Genomic DNA, 14,796 nt, shown 5'->3' on the forward strand with positions numbered 1-14,796 from the left:
CGTGATTCGCATGAACCTCAGCGATTATTGATGCTTCATTTTCCAGTAACGGGCCGCCACCAGCGTCGACTCCAGCATACTGACGGTACCCGCCTTACCGGTACCGGCGATATCAAACGCCGTCCCATGGTCGACGGAGCTGCGCATAAACGGCAGGCCGAAGGTAATGGTGATCGAACGTTCAAAGTCGAGGGTTTTGCAGGCAATATGCCCCTGATCGTGATACAGCGAGAGAATGGCGTCGTAGCGCCCCTGTTTGCCGAGATGGAACACGGAATCGGCCGGAACCGGCCCGATAGCGTTGATCCCCATCTCCTGGGCCGCTTTCACCGCCGGGATCAGATTGTCAGCCTCTTCGTGACCAAACAGACCATTGTCGGAACCATGCGGGTTCAGGGCGGCCACGGCAATGCGCGGATTTTTGATGTTCAGGGCGGTAAATTCATGGTGGATCTGCTGAACGCAGGCCAGCACTCGCGCTTTGTTGGCATAGTCACAGGCTGCTTTTAGCGCCATATGACGGCTCACGAAGAAGACGCGCAGGTTGTGGACGTGGAACATGGTCAGACCGTAATCAGATTGGGTTTCCACCTGATAGATTTCGGTATGGCCCGGGAGCTTACATCCTGCCAGCTTGATGGCTTCCTTATGAATTGGTGCAGTAGAGACCACGTCGATCAGCCCCGCTTTGCCCAGCTCGATCGACTTCATCACATAGTCCAGCGACATTTGCCCCGCCAGTTTCTGCACCTTGCCCCATTCGATACTGTCGCAATCGTAGTCGCCAGTTTCCAGAACATCCAACGTCCCCCAGCTAAAACGGGCCTCCTGCGGATGGGCAATTTTATGGATAGCAAAATCGCAGCCCATGATTTTCATCGCCCGGCTGATAATCGGTACCGAGCCGATCAGGAACGGTTTGCACTCGTCATACACGCTTTTGTCCATCATGGTGGCCACGGTGATCTCTGGGCCGATCCCTGCCGGATCGCCAATGGTAATCGCCACAACGGGTTTTTTCTCTGCTGACATCATGCGCCTCTCATTTTTTCAGTTGACTGTTCATATGTTCACTATCAAATCATATGCTCAAAACATTACCTGATGAATGAGCCGCCATGAGTGATGAAGATCACATAAAAAAATTCATAGATTTTTTTCATCGAAAAATGTGATCTAACATATGTTCATGCAGTGATAAAAAGTTCAACCTCAATACAGGGTATGGCCCCGTTCCTGGCAAGTATTTGATTTTATTAAGAGGAGAAGCAATGATGACCCCGATATGGTTAGGAACCAGCTGGAAAATGAACAAGCCGCTGTCGCAGGCCATGGCCTGGTGCGAAACGCTGGCAGCGCGGATGCCGGAGGGCTGTCACCCTGCTATTCAGCCCTTCGTCATTCCCCCCTTCACCGCGATCCAACCCGTCAGCCATTTTCTGCAAACGCATCAGTTACCGCTTCTGACCGGCGCGCAGAATATGCATGAAGCGGATCAGGGCGCCTGGACCGGGGAAATCTCGGCGGCCATGTTGGCAGAAACCGGCGCCACGCTTGTTGAGCTGGGACATTCAGAACGACGTGCCGCCTTTAATGAAAGCGATGCCGCGATTAATCGAAAAGTGCATAGCGCCTTAGGTCATGGCCTGCGCCCGCTGATCTGTATTGGCGATAGCGCCGAGGAGAAACGCTGGCAGGTGTCGCGTGAAAGCGTGGTGCGGCAGATGAAGATCGCCCTGTATGGCCTGAGCCACCAGCAGGCGCTGCGGACCCTGATTGCGTATGAACCGGTGTGGGCCATTGGCGAACATGGTACGCCCGCCTCACCGCAGGAGGCGGGCGTCATTCATCAGGCGCTACGTCAGGCGCTTTGCGAGCGGTTTGGTCACGAGACGGGAACCCGTATCCCGCTGCTCTATGGCGGCAGCGTAACGCTGCAAAACGCGGTGGAATTGCTGCGCCAGCAGGAGATCAATGGCTTGTTTATCGGCCGCGCGGCCTGGGACGCGCAAGGCTATTGCGACATTGTTCAACGCGTTACACAGGAATTTATTTTGCAGGCGCAGTAATATAAAAGGGACACCAGAGATGGAAATTCCAGGCCATGATTGAACAAGACTCAGATTACGCCCTGCTCACTGAAATTGCGGTGGCTTATTACGATCAGGAACAAACGCAGGAAGAGATCGCCAAACGATTCGGCATTTCGCGTATCAAAGTCGGGCGCCTGCTGAAAAAAGCGCGCCAGGAAGGGATTGTTGAGATCAGCGTCAAATACCATCCGGTCTTCAGCTCCCAGATTGAGCAGCAGTTTATTTCGCACTTTGGCATTAAGCGCGCGCTAATTGCCCTGGATCACCATGATGAAGATGAACAGCGCCAGCAGGTGGCGGCCCTGGTCAGTAACTACCTTGCCGGGGTGTTAAAAAACGATATGACCGTCACCGTTGGTCAGGGGCGCAATGTGGCCGCGGTGGCGAATCACGTTGGCGTGTTTCCTGAGCGCCACTGCCGCTTTATCTGCGGCATCGGCGGAACCAAGCGTGACAATCAGCTGATTGACGCCGACCACATCAGCCGGAATCTGGCGCGCAAATTTAACGGCTTCAGCGAAACGCTTTATGCCCCGGCATATGTGGAAACCCCGGAGCTGCGCGCGGCCTTTATGCAAAACCGCCTGATTAAGGCCACGCTCGAACAGGCCAGCAAAGCTGACGTGGCGATCATCGGCCTCGGCGATATGAATGAAAACAGCTTTATGGTGCAGCTCGGCTGGTTTACGCCGCAGGAAATTGCCACCGCGCGTCAGGAACAGGGGGTGGTGGGCGATCTGGCGGGGTACAGCTTTTTCAATATTCAGGGCAAACCCGTCGATACGGTGATGAATGACCGGGTCATTGGCTTAAGTCTCGAACAGCTGCGGGCCATTCCCTGCGTCATCGCTATCGCCTCCGAAAGTACGAAAGCGACGGCGATCCTGGGGGCATTACGCACCGGGGTTATCGATGTGCTGGCTACCAGCGCCTCGAACGCCCGTTCGGTCATTAATATGCAAAAGGCGCTATAAATAAGCCACGGCGCAGGCGGCGGATCAGCGTTGACCGCCGTCGTGCTGGCCTTTGCCCTTCCCTTTTTCGGCTCGCCGCTGCACAAAATCTTCAATGATGCCGACAACCCAGTTGAGAGGTTTCCACAGCACCACCAGCAGCAGCAACGGGCCGTATATTCGCACACCGCCCGTCGCGACCTGACCGGTCAACAGCAGGGCTAAGATATCCAGCAGCAGGCACAATGCGCTGCCAGTGCCGAGGAACAGACATAGCAGGAAGAGGATCGGTCGGCTATCGGCGTGTAGCGGTAAAGCGCGCTGGCTCCAGACGCCAACGATAATGGCCGCGATCAACATGATCGCTTCGATAACCAGCGGATTATGCATGGTCTGACTCCTGTCATGACGTGACATCCTTGTCAGCAGCGCTGCCGGCGGCCGTGGGCTGCGCCCTGGCTACCGGCAGGCGGCTTCAGTTTACAGCGCGTTTTCCTGCAGCAGCTTATCGATAAAGGCGGGTACCACTTCGCTTGCCAGCCCGTAGTGCTTCTCGGCAAACTCGCTGCCCACCTGGCTGGGCTCCAGGTTCAGTTCAACGGTATGGGCGCCGTGCAGTCGCGCCTCGTGCACAAAGCCAGCCGCCGGATAGACATGGCCGGAGGTGCCGATGGCGATAAAAATATCTGCGTCGGCCAGCGCGCTGTAGATCTCATCCATCCCCAGCGGCATTTCGCCAAACCAGACCACGTGCGGACGCAGCGCCGCCGGGAACTGGCAGCAGTGGCACTTGTCCTCGGCGGTGACGTCGCCGGTCCACTCCAGCACCTGGCCGCTCCACGAACAGCGCACCTTTAGCAGCTCGCCGTGCATATGGATCACCCGGCGGTTGCCGGCGCGCTCGTGCAGATTATCAATATTCTGGGTGACCAGCAGAAAATGGTCGCCCAGCAGATCCTCCAGACGCGCCAGCGCCAGATGCGCCGCGTTCGGCGCGATTTCCGGACTCTGCAGCTGACGACGACGGGCGTTGTAGAACGCCTGCACCAGCGCCGGATCGCGGGCGAAGCCTTCCGGCGTCGCCACATCTTCCACCCGATGCTCTTCCCACAGGCCATCGGCCGCGCGGAAGGTTTTGATCCCCGACTCTGCCGAGATGCCCGCGCCGGTTAACACCACCACTCTCGGTTTTGCCATCGCTTCAGGCTTCATCCTGTCCTCCCTAAAGAAAATCCGCTGACGCAGACGGTCACGCAACCGACGTTTATTGCGACGAAAACGGCTCAATCGATGTAAACGGCGCGACTGCATAGCTACCTCTGTGATTAATGGGTCAGGTGAAGGAAGGCCGCACCGCGCATTCCCCCGGCATCGCCGTGGCGCGCGCGCTCAATGCGCGGAACCCTGGCGACCGGCAGAAGATGGCGCGGCAATCGTTGCGCCAGCCCTTCGCTAATGGCCGTAAAGTTAGATAATCCACCGCCGAGCACCAGCAAATCCGGGTCGACAATGGTCAGTATATTCCCCAGACACACCGCCAGCAGATCGAGATAGCGCTCAACGTGCGCCTGCGCGCGCGGATCGTGCTGCTGCCACTGCGCCACAATCTCCGGCGAGGAGAGCGGTTGCTGATAAAAATGTTCGTACAGCCAGGCGAAACCGCGACCGGAGAGATAATTTTCAATACAGCCCAGCTGGCCGCAGCCGCAGCGCAGCAGCGGAAAATCGCGCCCAACCACCTCCAGGGCATCCACCGGCAGGCGAATATGACCGAACTCGCCGGTGATATAGCTATGTCCGGTAATCGATTTACCGTTCAACACCAGGCCGCCGCCCACGCCGGTGCCGAGGATCAATCCCATCACCAGCGGGTATTGCGTAAACTCATCGTCCCACGCTTCCGACAGCGCGAAACAGTTGGCGTCATTATCGAGACGCACATCGCGCCCCAACCGCGCGCTGAGGTCAGCGCGCAGCTGCCGGCCGCTGGCGGCTGGCACGTTAGCGGCATACAGCGTGCCGTCCGCCGTTTCCGGCATTCCCGGAATACCGATCCCGACCGAACCCTGCTGGTCGAAGCGCTCATCGGCCTCGCGGACCAGCGCCTCTACCGCCTGGAGAAAATCCTCATAACTACTTTTCGGCGTGGCGACGCGTTTTTCCCACTGCAGTCGCCGCTCCTGATTAAATACGCCCAGCGCTATCTTGCTGCCGCCAATGTCAAATCCATAATACATTTCAGCAATTCCTCTTTTGTCGTCAGCCAGGCCGACGATGACGATAAATTACTGGCCACTCAGCACCCTCGCCGGGTCGATGCGGCTGGCGCGGCGGGCGGGATACCAGCTGGCCAGCAAACTCAGCAACAGTGCTGTCACCAGCACATAAAAGACGTCCAGCCAGTGCAATTCTGACGGCAGGAAGTCAATAAAATAGATGTCGCCGGAGAGGAATTTATGCCCAATCAGGTATTCGATGCCGTTGATGATCGACGTCAGGTTCAACGCGCAGATCACGCCGATCACCACCCCAAACAGGCTGCCTACCGATCCGGCTAATAAACCATACCACACGAAAATCGCGCGAATTAAGCCGTCTTTTGCGCCAAGCGTGCGCAGCACCGCAATATCGCCGCTTTTGTCTTTGACCGCCATCACCAGCGTCGAGACGATGTTAAAGCAAGCCACGCCGATCACCAGCACCATCGCCAGGTACATAATGGCGCGGATCATCTGGATGTCGCGATACATATAGCCATAGGTGCCGATCCAGCTCTTGATGTAGACGTAGCTGTTGGTCACCTCGCCGGCGTCGCGTACCAGCTTGTTAGCATGGAAAACGTCGGTGACCTTGATGGCGATGCCGGTCACGCTGCTGCCCATCTCCAGGTACTGCTGCGCATCCTGCATCGGGATCATGGCAAAACTATGATCGAGCTGGCCGCTCAGCTGTAAAATTCCGGTCACATGCAGCCTGACGCGTTTTGGCTGCAGCAGCTGATGGTCGGCGTCGGCATTAGGGATCATGATCGACACCCAGTCCCCCTGCTTCACGTGCAGGGCATCGGCGACCCCTTTGCCCAGGATCACCTGCTGTTCGCCAGCCTTGAATCCGGCCCACGCGTTATTCTGCACAAAGGTAGGCAGCGCGCTGAGCTGGCTCTCCTGCTGCGGGTCGACGCCTTTCACCTGGATGGCGCGCATATTGCTGCCGCTCTCCACCAGGCCGGTGAAGTTAATATAGGGTGCTGCCGCGACAATCCCCTTCACCTTCTGCACCTTCGCCAGCGCTTCCTGCCAGTTATTCCACGGCTGATTCACGGGTTCGATTTCGCCGTGCGGTACCACCGCCAGCACGCGGTTATTCAGCTCGCGCTCAAAGCCGTTCATCGCGCTGAGGCCGACGATCAGCACCGCCACCCCCAGCGCAATGCCGATGGTGGAGATCACCGAGATCAGCGACACCATGCCGCCGCGCCGCCGGCCGCGGCTGAAACGCAATGCAATCAGTAACGATAACGGAGACGCCATTACTCGGCCCCCATCAGGGTCAGGTCGGCGGTCAGACGGCCATCGCGCATCTCCAGCTGGCGGCTCATGCGCTTCGCCAGCTGCAGGTCGTGGGTCACCACCAGAAACGCGGTGCGCTGCGCGACGTTCAGTTCGCCCAGCAGCTGGAAGATGCTGTCGGCGTTGCGAGCGTCGAGGTTACCGGTTGGCTCGTCCGCCAGCACCAGCCGCGGTTTATTCACCAGCGCGCGGGCAATCGCCACCCGCTGGCGCTCGCCGCCGGAGAGCTCCGACGGACGGTGATGGCTGCGGTGTTCAAGCCCGACCGCCTGCAGCATCGCTTTCGCCTGGCGTTCAATATCCGCCGGCTTCTTTTTGCCAATCAGCAGCGGCATCGCCACGTTTTCCAGTGCGCTAAAGTCCGGCAGCAGATGGTGGAACTGATAGATAAAGCCCAGCTCGCGGTTACGCAGGTCGGCGCGCGCGGCGGTGGATAGCTTGCTCATCGGCTGACCGGAGAAAATCACGTCGCCAGAGGTGGGCGTATCCAGGCCGCCGAGCAGATGCAGCAGCGTACTTTTGCCAGAGCCGGAGGTGCCGACGATAGCCATCATCTCGCCTTCACCAATGCTGAAGCTGACATTGTGCAGGACATCGGTTTGCACATTGCCTTCCTGATAGCGTTTGCACAGGTTGTCGCATTGCAGCAGGATCTTATTCATAACGTAAAGCCTCAGCGGGTTGGGTGGCGGCAGCGCGCCAGGAAGGGTACAACGTAGACAACAGGGCCAGCACCATCGCCACCAGGGCGATAACAATGACCTGCAGCGGCTCAATCGCCACCGGCAGCGCCGCGCCGTCAAGGAAGGCGCCGATGATCGGCATTAAATTATTCAGCTGGCTGGCCAACAGGGCGCCAAGCACCGCTCCCAGCAGCGCGCCGACGATCCCGGCGCTGGCCCCCTGCACCATAAAGACGGCCATAATCTGCCGCGGCGTCAGCCCTTGGGTCTGGAGGATCGCCACTTCGCCCTGCTTCTCCATCACCATCATCCCCAGCGAGGTAATAATGTTGAAGGCCGCGACGGCGACGATCAGGCTCAGCAGCAGGCCCATCATATTTTTCTCCATGCGCACCGCCTGGAACAGTTCGCCCTTGCGCTCGCGCCAGTCCTGCCACTGAGTTCCCGGCGGCAGCGTCTGTTGACTCAGGGTGTCGACCTGCAGCGGTTTATCCAGCCACAGGCGCCAGCCGGTGATATTCCCCAGCGGATAGCGCATCAGACGGGAGGCGTCGTCGATGTTGGTCAGCATCTGATAGCCATCGACTTCGCTGTTGGCGGCGAAGGTGCCGATGACCGTGAACAGACGCTGGCTCGGCACGCGGCCCATCGGCGTAAACTGACTCGCGGAAGGAACCATCACGCGAATTTTATCGCCGCGATTAACCCCCAGCTGGCCCGCCAGCTGCTCGCCGAGAATAACGTTATATTTGCCCGCCTGCAGATCGCTCTGTTTGACGTTCACCAGGTATGGAGTCAGGGGATCGTTCTGCGCCGGATCAATGCCCAGCATAACCCCCACCGCCACGCTGCGCGCGCTCTGCAGCACCACGTCGCCGGTGGTGATCGGCGCTACGCGGGTTACCCCATTAAGTTTCGCTTCGCGCTCCGGCAGTTGCTGAGGGTTCACCGAACCCTGTTTGGCGCTAAGAATGGCCTGTGGCATCAGCCCCAGGATGTTGTTTTGCAGCTCGCGTTCAAAGCCGTTCATCACCGACAGGACTGTCACCAGCGCCATTACGCCAAGCGTAATACCGATAGTTGAGAGCCAGGAGACGAAACGACCGAAGCGGTCGGCTGCGCGCCCGCGCATATAGCGTAGGCCGATAAAGAGTGCGGCAGGTTGGTACATGTCATCCATCTGGTTGCTGATAGCCGATGCCCGAGTATATAAGCGATTAGAGGCAGCGTAAACGACTGATACATGACGACTTTATTAGCAATAATCCTAAAAACCAAGTAAATACAAACGGATAGATAAGTACTTACTTATTTATCTTTACGCTTATCGACAGCGCTGACCTTTCTTCACCCAATACGCGATGGCAATTCGGGTTGGCGAATCCAGACCAATCGCGGATAATCTCACTATTGAATATCAGCGAGTTGCCCTCCATATCGGCAGAGCGAATCCCTAAGAGATCATGAAACCGTCTATGCCTGAACAATATCGATACTCATTGCCGGTCAAAGCCGGTGACCAGCGCCAGCTTGGCGAGTTGACCGGCGCAGCCTGCGCCACCCTGGTGGCGGAGATGGCCGAACGCCACAAGGGCCCGGTGGTGCTGGTGGCGCCTGACATGCAAAACGCGCTGCGTCTGAACGACGAGATCAGGCAGTTCACCGACAGCATGGTGATGGGGCTGGCGGACTGGGAAACGCTCCCTTACGACAGCTTCTCGCCGCATCAGGACATCATCTCCTCCCGTCTTGCCACCCTTTACCAGTTACCCACCATGCAGCGCGGCGTACTGATCGTCCCGGTCAGCACCCTGATGCAGCGCGTCTGTCCGCACAGCTTCCTTCACGGCCACGCGCTGGTGATGAAAAAGGGCCAGCGCCTGTCGCGTGATGCGCTGCGCGATCAGCTGGAGGGGGCCGGCTACCGCCATGTCGATCAGGTGATGGAGCACGGCGAATATGCTACCCGCGGCGCGCTGCTCGACCTGTTCCCGATGGGTAGCGATCAGCCCTACCGCCTTGATTTCTTTGACGATGAAATCGACAGCCTGCGCCTGTTCGACGTTGACAGCCAGCGCACGCTGGAGGAAGTGGCGGCCATTAACCTGCTGCCGGCGCACGAGTTCCCCACCGACCAGACCGCTATTGAGCTGTTCCGCAGCCAGTGGCGCGACCGCTTTGAGGTGAAGCGCGATGCCGAGCACATCTATCAGCAGGTCAGTAAAGGGACGCTACCTGCCGGTATCGAATACTGGCAACCGCTGTTCTTCAGCGAGCCGCTGCCGCCGTTATTCAGCTATTTCCCGGCCAGCACGCTGATCGTCAACACCGGCGATCTCGAGGCCAGCGCGGAGCGATTCCAGAATGAAGCCCGCGCCCGCTTTGAAAACCGCGGCGTCGACCCGATGCGCCCGCTCCTGCCGCCTGAGCTGCTGTGGCTGCGCAGCGATGAGCTATTCAGCGAACTGAAAAAATGGCCGCGCGTGCAGCTGAAAACCGAACGTCTGGCGGACAAAGCGGCGAATACTAATCTGGGCTACCAGACGCTGCCGGACCTCGCCGTCCAGGCGCAGAACAAAGCGCCGCTGGATAATCTGCGCCGCTTCCTCGAGTCCTTTACCGGTCCGGTGATCTTCTCGGTGGAAAGCGAAGGCCGCCGTGAAGCGCTGAGCGAAATGCTGGCGCGGATTAAAGTTGCGCCAAAACATGTGCTGCGTCTGGAGGAAGCCACCGGCAACGGCCGCTATCTGATGATTGGCGCTGCTGAGCACGGGTTTATCGACAGCCAGCGCGGCCTGGCGCTGATTTGCGAGAGCGACCTGCTCGGCGAGCGGGTGGCGCGCCGTCGTCAGGATTCGCGACGCACCATTAACCCTGACACTCTGATTCGCAACCTCGCCGAACTGCATATCGGCCAGCCGGTCGTTCACCTGGAACACGGCGTGGGCCGCTACGCGGGCATGACTACCCTGGAAGCCGGCGGCATCACCGGCGAATATCTGATGCTGACCTACGCCAACGATGCCAAGCTATACGTTCCGGTATCGTCCCTGCATCTTATCAGCCGCTACGCCGGCGGGGCGGAAGAAAACGCCCCCCTGCACAAGCTGGGCGGCGATGCCTGGACCCGGGCGCGACAAAAAGCGGCTGAGAAAGTACGCGACGTGGCGGCCGAGCTGCTGGATATCTACGCCCAGCGCGCGGCGAAGGCGGGTTTTGCCTTTAAACACGACCGCGAACAGTATCAGCTGTTCTGCGACGGTTTCCCATTTGAAACCACGCCGGATCAGGCGCAGGCGATCAACGCCGTCCTCAGCGATATGTGCCAGCCGCTGGCCATGGACCGCCTGGTATGCGGCGATGTGGGCTTCGGCAAGACCGAAGTGGCCATGCGCGCCGCCTTCCTCGCCGTGGAGAACCACAAGCAGGTGGCGGTGCTGGTGCCGACCACCCTGCTGGCTCAACAGCACTATGACAATTTCCGCGATCGTTTCGCCAACTGGCCGGTACGCATCGAAATGCTCTCCCGCTTCCGCAGCGCTAAAGAGCAGGCGCAGATCCTCGAGCAGGCCGCAGAAGGCAAAATCGATATCTTGATCGGCACCCACAAGCTGCTGCAGAGCGAGGTGAAGCTGCGCGATCTCGGGCTGCTGATCGTCGACGAAGAGCACCGGTTTGGCGTGCGGCATAAAGAGCGCATCAAAGCGATGCGCGCCGATGTCGATATTCTGACCCTCACCGCCACGCCGATCCCGCGGACGCTGAACATGGCGATGAGCGGGATGCGCGATCTGTCGATCATCGCCACGCCGCCGGCGCGACGCCTGGCGGTGAAGACCTTCGTTCGCGAATATGACGCCCTGGTGGTGCGCGAGGCGATCCTGCGCGAAACGCTGCGCGGCGGCCAGGTCTACTATCTGTTTAATGACGTTGAGAACATCCAGAAAGCCGCCGACAAGCTGGCGGAGCTGGTGCCGGAGGCGCGGATCGCCATCGGTCACGGTCAGATGAGGGAGCGCGAACTGGAGCGGGTGATGAATGACTTCCATCACCAACGCTTCAATGTGCTGGTGTGCACCACCATCATCGAGACCGGGATCGACATTCCCACCGCCAACACCATCATCATCGAACGCGCCGACCATTTTGGCCTCGCCCAGCTGCACCAGCTGCGCGGCCGCGTTGGCCGTTCGCATCACCAGGCCTATGCCTGGCTGCTGACGCCGCATCCGAAAGCGATGACCACCGATGCGCAAAAGCGCCTCGAGGCCATTGCGTCGCTGGAAGATCTCGGCGCCGGCTTTGCGCTGGCAACCCACGATCTGGAGATTCGCGGGGCCGGGGAACTGCTTGGGGAAGATCAGAGCGGTCAGATGGAAACCATCGGTTTCTCCCTGTATATGGAGTTGCTGGAGAACGCAGTCGATGCGTTGAAAGCCGGGCGTGAACCCTCGCTGGAAGATCTCACCAGTCAGCAGACGGAGGTTGAACTGCGCATGCCTTCCCTGCTGCCTGATGATTTCATCCCTGACGTCAATACGCGCCTGTCATTCTATAAGCGCATTGCCAGCGCCAAAAACGAACAGGATCTGGAGGAGATCAAAGTCGAGCTGATCGATCGTTTTGGCCGCCTGCCCGATGCCGCCCGCAACCTGCTGGATATCGCCCGTCTGCGTCAGCAGGCGCAGAAACTGGGGATCCGCAAACTGGAAAGCAACGAAAAAGGCGGCGTGATCGAATTTAACGAGAAAAACAACGTCAATCCGGTGTGGCTGATCGGCCTGCTGCAGAAGCAGCCCCAGCACTTCCGCCTGGACGGGCCGACGCGCCTGAAGTTCATGCAGGACCTGGAGGAGCGTAAAACGCGGATGGACTGGGTTCGCCAGTTTATGCGCCAGCTGGAAGAGAACGCCGTCGCCTGACTGGCAGGAGATACGGCCCCGCTGCCGTATCTCCCTTCCCACATATCTGGCAATCTTTACAAACATTTTGCAATCCGCCTGGATTTCCCCACACAGACTCACGCCATAATCTCATCTGCTTTTCGTATAAAAATAACCACTTACATATTTTGGAGTTATGGTAATGAGAAACCGTTTCCCCGTGACGCTTTGGCTGACGCTAGTCGCGTTAGTCGCCGCGCTGGCCCTCCCCGCGCGCGCTAACACCTGGCCCCTTCCCCCGCCGGGCAGCCGGCTGGTGGGTCAGAATCAGTTTCATGTGGTACAGGATGACGGCGGTTCGCTGGAAGCGATTGCCAAGAAGTACAATGTCGGCTTCCTGGCCCTGCTGCAGGCCAATCCCGGGGTTGACCCCTATGTTCCGCGCGCCGGCAGCGTGCTGACCATCCCCCTGCAGACGCTGCTGCCCGATGCGCCGCGCGAAGGGCTGGTGATAAACCTCGCCGAACTGCGCCTCTACTATTACCCGCCGGGCAAAAATGAAGTGACCGTCTACCCAATCGGCATCGGCCAGCTGGGCGGAACCACCATCACACCGACGATGGTCACAACCGTGTCCGACAAACGGGCCAATCCGACCTGGACACCTACCGCCAACATTCGCGCGCGCTACAAGGCTATGGGGATTGAGCTGCCGGCGGTAGTGCCTGCTGGTCCTGACAATCCGATGGGCCATCACGCCATCCGCCTCGCCGCCTATGGCGGAGTCTATCTCCTGCACGGCACCAATGCCGATTTCGGCATCGGTATGCGCGTCAGTTCCGGCTGCATTCGTCTGCGCGATAACGATATCAAGGCGCTGTACAACACTATCTCGCCGGGCACGAAGGTGAACATTATCAACACGCCGATCAAGGCGTCGGTTGAGCCGGATGGCCGCCGTCTGGTTGAGGTCCATCAGCCGCTGTCTGAGCATATCGATGACGACCCGCAGACCCTGCCCATTACGCTTAATGCGGCCATGACTGCGTTCAAACAGGCGCCGCAGACCGACGGGACGGTAATGGAGCGCGCGATGAATTACCGCTCGGGCATGCCGATTGACGTCACCCGTCATGCTGAACCTGGACCGCAGTCGCTGTAGTCTTACGCTGCATAAAACAAAAAACCCGCCTGATGGCGGGTTTTTTGTTGGCAAGGGTCAAACAGGGGTACAACAGGGTCTTACTCATCGCCGTCCGGTGAAGGGGGCCGGGCAGCGACGCATCGGGCTTACTTGTAGATAACGGCGGTACCGTGAAGGGTATTCGGACCGGTTACCGAAGTAATACGGTATGAGGTGGCGCCCATCTCATCCGCTTTCTGCGCCAGCTGGTCTTCCAGCGAGCCCAGGTTAGTCCCGGCAGAAGCAGAGATGGTGCCTACTTTATGCTGTCCTGCAGGGGTGGACTGCACCTCTACAGCGGCAAAGCTGGCGAAAGAAAGGGAACTTAAAACGGCGGCAATAGCCAGAGTATTAACGGTTTTCATGATTATTATACCTGTGCAGATGAATTTTATAGTAGGGTCGCAAGCATTAACTTAACGATCGATAGGTAAATAATAATGTGATCTATGTCACACGTCAATGCATTTTTATAACGATCGTTTAACTATTTATAAAATGCTTAAATTTCATACATATATGAATTATTTATTTTTAAACCGACAGCGCTGGCCCCGGCGATCGTTTATTTTTATAATGGCCTTTCACCAAACCAACATAGGTACAACGGCACCATGACAACTGACGTTCAAAGTTGCGCCAAAAAAAGCCGTGGCCGACCGAAGGTGTTCGACAGGGATGCGGCGCTGGACAAAGCCATGACACTCTTCTGGCAGCACGGCTATGAGGCGACCTCGCTCGCCGATCTGGTCGAGGCGACAGGAGCAAAAGCCCCCACCCTGTATGCGGAATTTGTGAATAAAGAAGGCCTATTCCGCGCAGTGTTGGATCGTTACATTTCGCGCTTTGCCGCGAAGCACGAAGCCGTGCTGTTTGCCGAGGGAAAATCCGTCGATCGCGCGTTGCGTGACTACTTCACGGCGGTCGCCACCTGCTTTACCAGCAAAGAGACGCCGGCCGGCTGCTTTATCATCAATACCTCCGCCGCGCTGGCCGCCTCCTCGACGGATATCGCCAATACCATCAAATCCCGCCATGCGATGCAGGAGCAGGCGCTAACCCAGTTTCTGCAGCAGCGGCAGGCGCAGGGCGAACTGCCCGCGGGCCGCGATGTCGCGCAGCTGGCGCAATTTCTTAACTGCGTTCTGCAGGGGATGTCGATTAGCGCCCGGGAAGGCGCGGATTTCGACAAGCTGATGCAAATCACCGACACCACTCTCCGTCTCTGGCCGCAGGTCCTCGAGTCCTGATGCGCCCTGCTTCCGGCGGTATTCTGCCGCCGGATCCGCTCTCCTGTTGGCTTTATCCCCACAAAATAGATTGATTTTTATTACCTTTTCTCGCGCAAGATAAACGCAAATGATATTGATTGAGATATTCATTATGTGCAAAATCCTTTTTTGAGTTTTTCCAGATGTTTCGCATTGTAACG

16 protein-coding genes are annotated in these 14,796 nt (G+C 58.3%); 6 read left to right on the top strand and 10 right to left on the bottom strand.

What is annotated here, in order from left to right:
* Nucleotides 1-24 precede the first annotated feature (24 nt).
* Nucleotides 25-1,032 carry a 4-hydroxythreonine-4-phosphate dehydrogenase PdxA gene (gene pdxA, locus IB144_RS16590; protein WP_004179336.1) on the bottom strand — a complete coding sequence of 336 codons (1,008 nt, stop codon included), beginning with the start codon at nucleotides 1,030-1,032 and terminating at the stop codon, nucleotides 25-27.
* 242 nt (nucleotides 1,033-1,274) lie between these two features.
* Between pdxA and IB144_RS16595 the strand changes: the two genes are divergently transcribed.
* Nucleotides 1,275-2,069 carry a triose-phosphate isomerase gene (locus IB144_RS16595; protein WP_004211823.1) on the top strand — a complete coding sequence of 265 codons (795 nt, stop codon included), beginning with the start codon at nucleotides 1,275-1,277 and terminating at the stop codon, nucleotides 2,067-2,069.
* A gap of 35 nt (nucleotides 2,070-2,104) precedes the next feature.
* Nucleotides 2,105-3,067, top strand: a complete 963-nt coding sequence (locus IB144_RS16600; RefSeq protein WP_004140612.1) for a sugar-binding transcriptional regulator — start codon at nucleotides 2,105-2,107, stop codon at nucleotides 3,065-3,067.
* Nucleotides 3,068-3,091: 24 nt separating this feature from the next.
* Here the strand turns inward: IB144_RS16600 and IB144_RS16605 are convergent, their stop codons facing one another.
* The 7 genes from IB144_RS16605 to IB144_RS16635 form a co-directional block, all read right to left on the bottom strand.
* Entirely contained in the window at nucleotides 3,092-3,436 is a 345-nt protein-coding gene (locus tag IB144_RS16605) for a hypothetical protein (RefSeq protein ID WP_002900906.1), read from the bottom strand.
* 90 nt (nucleotides 3,437-3,526) lie between these two features.
* On the bottom strand, nucleotides 3,527-4,357 hold the full coding sequence (gene cobB, locus IB144_RS16610; protein ID WP_004176563.1) for a Sir2 family NAD+-dependent deacetylase: 831 nt from the start codon (nucleotides 4,355-4,357) through the stop codon (nucleotides 3,527-3,529).
* A gap of 14 nt (nucleotides 4,358-4,371) precedes the next feature.
* The gene (nagK, locus tag IB144_RS16615; RefSeq protein ID WP_040216398.1) at nucleotides 4,372-5,283 is read right to left on the bottom strand and encodes an N-acetylglucosamine kinase; all 912 of its coding nucleotides are present in this window, start codon (nucleotides 5,281-5,283) and stop codon (nucleotides 4,372-4,374) included.
* Nucleotides 5,284-5,331: 48 nt separating this feature from the next.
* Nucleotides 5,332-6,576, bottom strand: a complete 1,245-nt coding sequence (gene lolE, locus IB144_RS16620; protein ID WP_002900801.1) for a lipoprotein-releasing ABC transporter permease subunit LolE — start codon at nucleotides 6,574-6,576, stop codon at nucleotides 5,332-5,334.
* Complete coding sequence (gene lolD, locus IB144_RS16625) at nucleotides 6,576-7,277, bottom strand: lipoprotein-releasing ABC transporter ATP-binding protein LolD (protein ID WP_002900798.1); 702 nt, start codon at nucleotides 7,275-7,277, stop codon at nucleotides 6,576-6,578. Before lolD ends, lolE begins: the two co-directional genes overlap by 1 nt.
* Nucleotides 7,270-8,469: a lipoprotein-releasing ABC transporter permease subunit LolC gene (lolC, locus tag IB144_RS16630; protein WP_004176566.1), complete on the bottom strand. Its 1,200-nt coding sequence runs from the start codon at nucleotides 8,467-8,469 to the stop codon at nucleotides 7,270-7,272. Before lolC ends, lolD begins: the two co-directional genes overlap by 8 nt.
* 133 nt (nucleotides 8,470-8,602) lie before the next feature.
* Nucleotides 8,603-8,734: a hypothetical protein gene (locus IB144_RS16635; RefSeq protein WP_004140630.1), complete on the bottom strand. Its 132-nt coding sequence runs from the start codon at nucleotides 8,732-8,734 to the stop codon at nucleotides 8,603-8,605.
* A gap of 39 nt (nucleotides 8,735-8,773) precedes the next feature.
* Between IB144_RS16635 and mfd the strand changes: the two genes are divergently transcribed.
* Nucleotides 8,774-12,220: a transcription-repair coupling factor gene (gene mfd / locus IB144_RS16640; protein WP_020325001.1), complete on the top strand. Its 3,447-nt coding sequence runs from the start codon at nucleotides 8,774-8,776 to the stop codon at nucleotides 12,218-12,220.
* 163 nt (nucleotides 12,221-12,383) lie between these two features.
* Complete coding sequence (locus tag IB144_RS16645) at nucleotides 12,384-13,343, top strand: L,D-transpeptidase family protein (protein WP_002900790.1); 960 nt, start codon at nucleotides 12,384-12,386, stop codon at nucleotides 13,341-13,343.
* A 128-nt stretch (nucleotides 13,344-13,471) separates the two neighbouring features.
* On the opposite strand, the gene bhsA is transcribed toward IB144_RS16645, so the two are convergent.
* Complete coding sequence (bhsA, locus tag IB144_RS16650) at nucleotides 13,472-13,729, bottom strand: multiple stress resistance protein BhsA (protein ID WP_002900788.1); 258 nt, start codon at nucleotides 13,727-13,729, stop codon at nucleotides 13,472-13,474.
* A 97-nt stretch (nucleotides 13,730-13,826) separates the two neighbouring features.
* Here bhsA and IB144_RS16655 point away from each other — a divergent pair, with 97 nt between their 5' ends.
* On the top strand, nucleotides 13,827-13,982 hold the full coding sequence (locus IB144_RS16655) for a hypothetical protein (RefSeq protein WP_004147941.1): 156 nt from the start codon (nucleotides 13,827-13,829) through the stop codon (nucleotides 13,980-13,982).
* A complete protein-coding gene (locus IB144_RS16660) occupies nucleotides 13,979-14,614 on the top strand; it encodes a TetR/AcrR family transcriptional regulator (RefSeq protein ID WP_004140640.1) in 636 nt (211 codons plus the stop codon). The genes IB144_RS16655 and IB144_RS16660 overlap by 4 nt, the downstream gene beginning before the upstream one ends.
* 52 nt (nucleotides 14,615-14,666) lie before the next feature.
* Here the strand turns inward: IB144_RS16660 and IB144_RS16665 are convergent, their stop codons facing one another.
* Nucleotides 14,667-14,789, bottom strand: a complete 123-nt coding sequence (locus IB144_RS16665; protein ID WP_188006557.1) for a hypothetical protein — start codon at nucleotides 14,787-14,789, stop codon at nucleotides 14,667-14,669.
* Nucleotides 14,790-14,796 lie beyond the last annotated feature (7 nt).

Source organism: Klebsiella sp. K4, assembly GCF_014596785.2.
Taxonomy (GTDB): Bacteria; Pseudomonadota; Gammaproteobacteria; order Enterobacterales; family Enterobacteriaceae; genus Klebsiella; species Klebsiella pneumoniae.

Bases quoted from the DNA above. Each gene is read 5' to 3' on its own strand.
- pdxA (WP_004179336.1), bottom strand. From the start codon at position 1,032: ATGTCAGCAGAGAAAAAACCCGTTGTGGCGATTACCATTGGCGATCCG.
- IB144_RS16595 (WP_004211823.1), top strand. From the start codon at position 1,275: ATGACCCCGATATGGTTAGGAACCAGCTGGAAAATGAACAAGCCGCTG.
- IB144_RS16600 (WP_004140612.1), top strand. From the start codon at position 2,105: ATGATTGAACAAGACTCAGATTACGCCCTGCTCACTGAAATTGCGGTG.
- IB144_RS16605 (WP_002900906.1), bottom strand. From the start codon at position 3,436: ATGCATAATCCGCTGGTTATCGAAGCGATCATGTTGATCGCGGCCATT.
- cobB (WP_004176563.1), bottom strand. From the start codon at position 4,357: ATGCAGTCGCGCCGTTTACATCGATTGAGCCGTTTTCGTCGCAATAAA.
- nagK (WP_040216398.1), bottom strand. From the start codon at position 5,283: ATGTATTATGGATTTGACATTGGCGGCAGCAAGATAGCGCTGGGCGTA.
- lolE (WP_002900801.1), bottom strand. From the start codon at position 6,576: ATGGCGTCTCCGTTATCGTTACTGATTGCATTGCGTTTCAGCCGCGGC.
- lolD (WP_002900798.1), bottom strand. From the start codon at position 7,277: ATGAATAAGATCCTGCTGCAATGCGACAACCTGTGCAAACGCTATCAG.
- lolC (WP_004176566.1), bottom strand. From the start codon at position 8,469: ATGTACCAACCTGCCGCACTCTTTATCGGCCTACGCTATATGCGCGGG.
- IB144_RS16635 (WP_004140630.1), bottom strand. From the start codon at position 8,734: ATGGAGGGCAACTCGCTGATATTCAATAGTGAGATTATCCGCGATTGG.
- mfd (WP_020325001.1), top strand. From the start codon at position 8,774: ATGCCTGAACAATATCGATACTCATTGCCGGTCAAAGCCGGTGACCAG.
- IB144_RS16645 (WP_002900790.1), top strand. From the start codon at position 12,384: ATGAGAAACCGTTTCCCCGTGACGCTTTGGCTGACGCTAGTCGCGTTA.
- bhsA (WP_002900788.1), bottom strand. From the start codon at position 13,729: ATGAAAACCGTTAATACTCTGGCTATTGCCGCCGTTTTAAGTTCCCTT.
- IB144_RS16655 (WP_004147941.1), top strand. From the start codon at position 13,827: ATGCATTTTTATAACGATCGTTTAACTATTTATAAAATGCTTAAATTT.
- IB144_RS16660 (WP_004140640.1), top strand. From the start codon at position 13,979: ATGACAACTGACGTTCAAAGTTGCGCCAAAAAAAGCCGTGGCCGACCG.
- IB144_RS16665 (WP_188006557.1), bottom strand. From the start codon at position 14,789: ATGCGAAACATCTGGAAAAACTCAAAAAAGGATTTTGCACATAATGAA.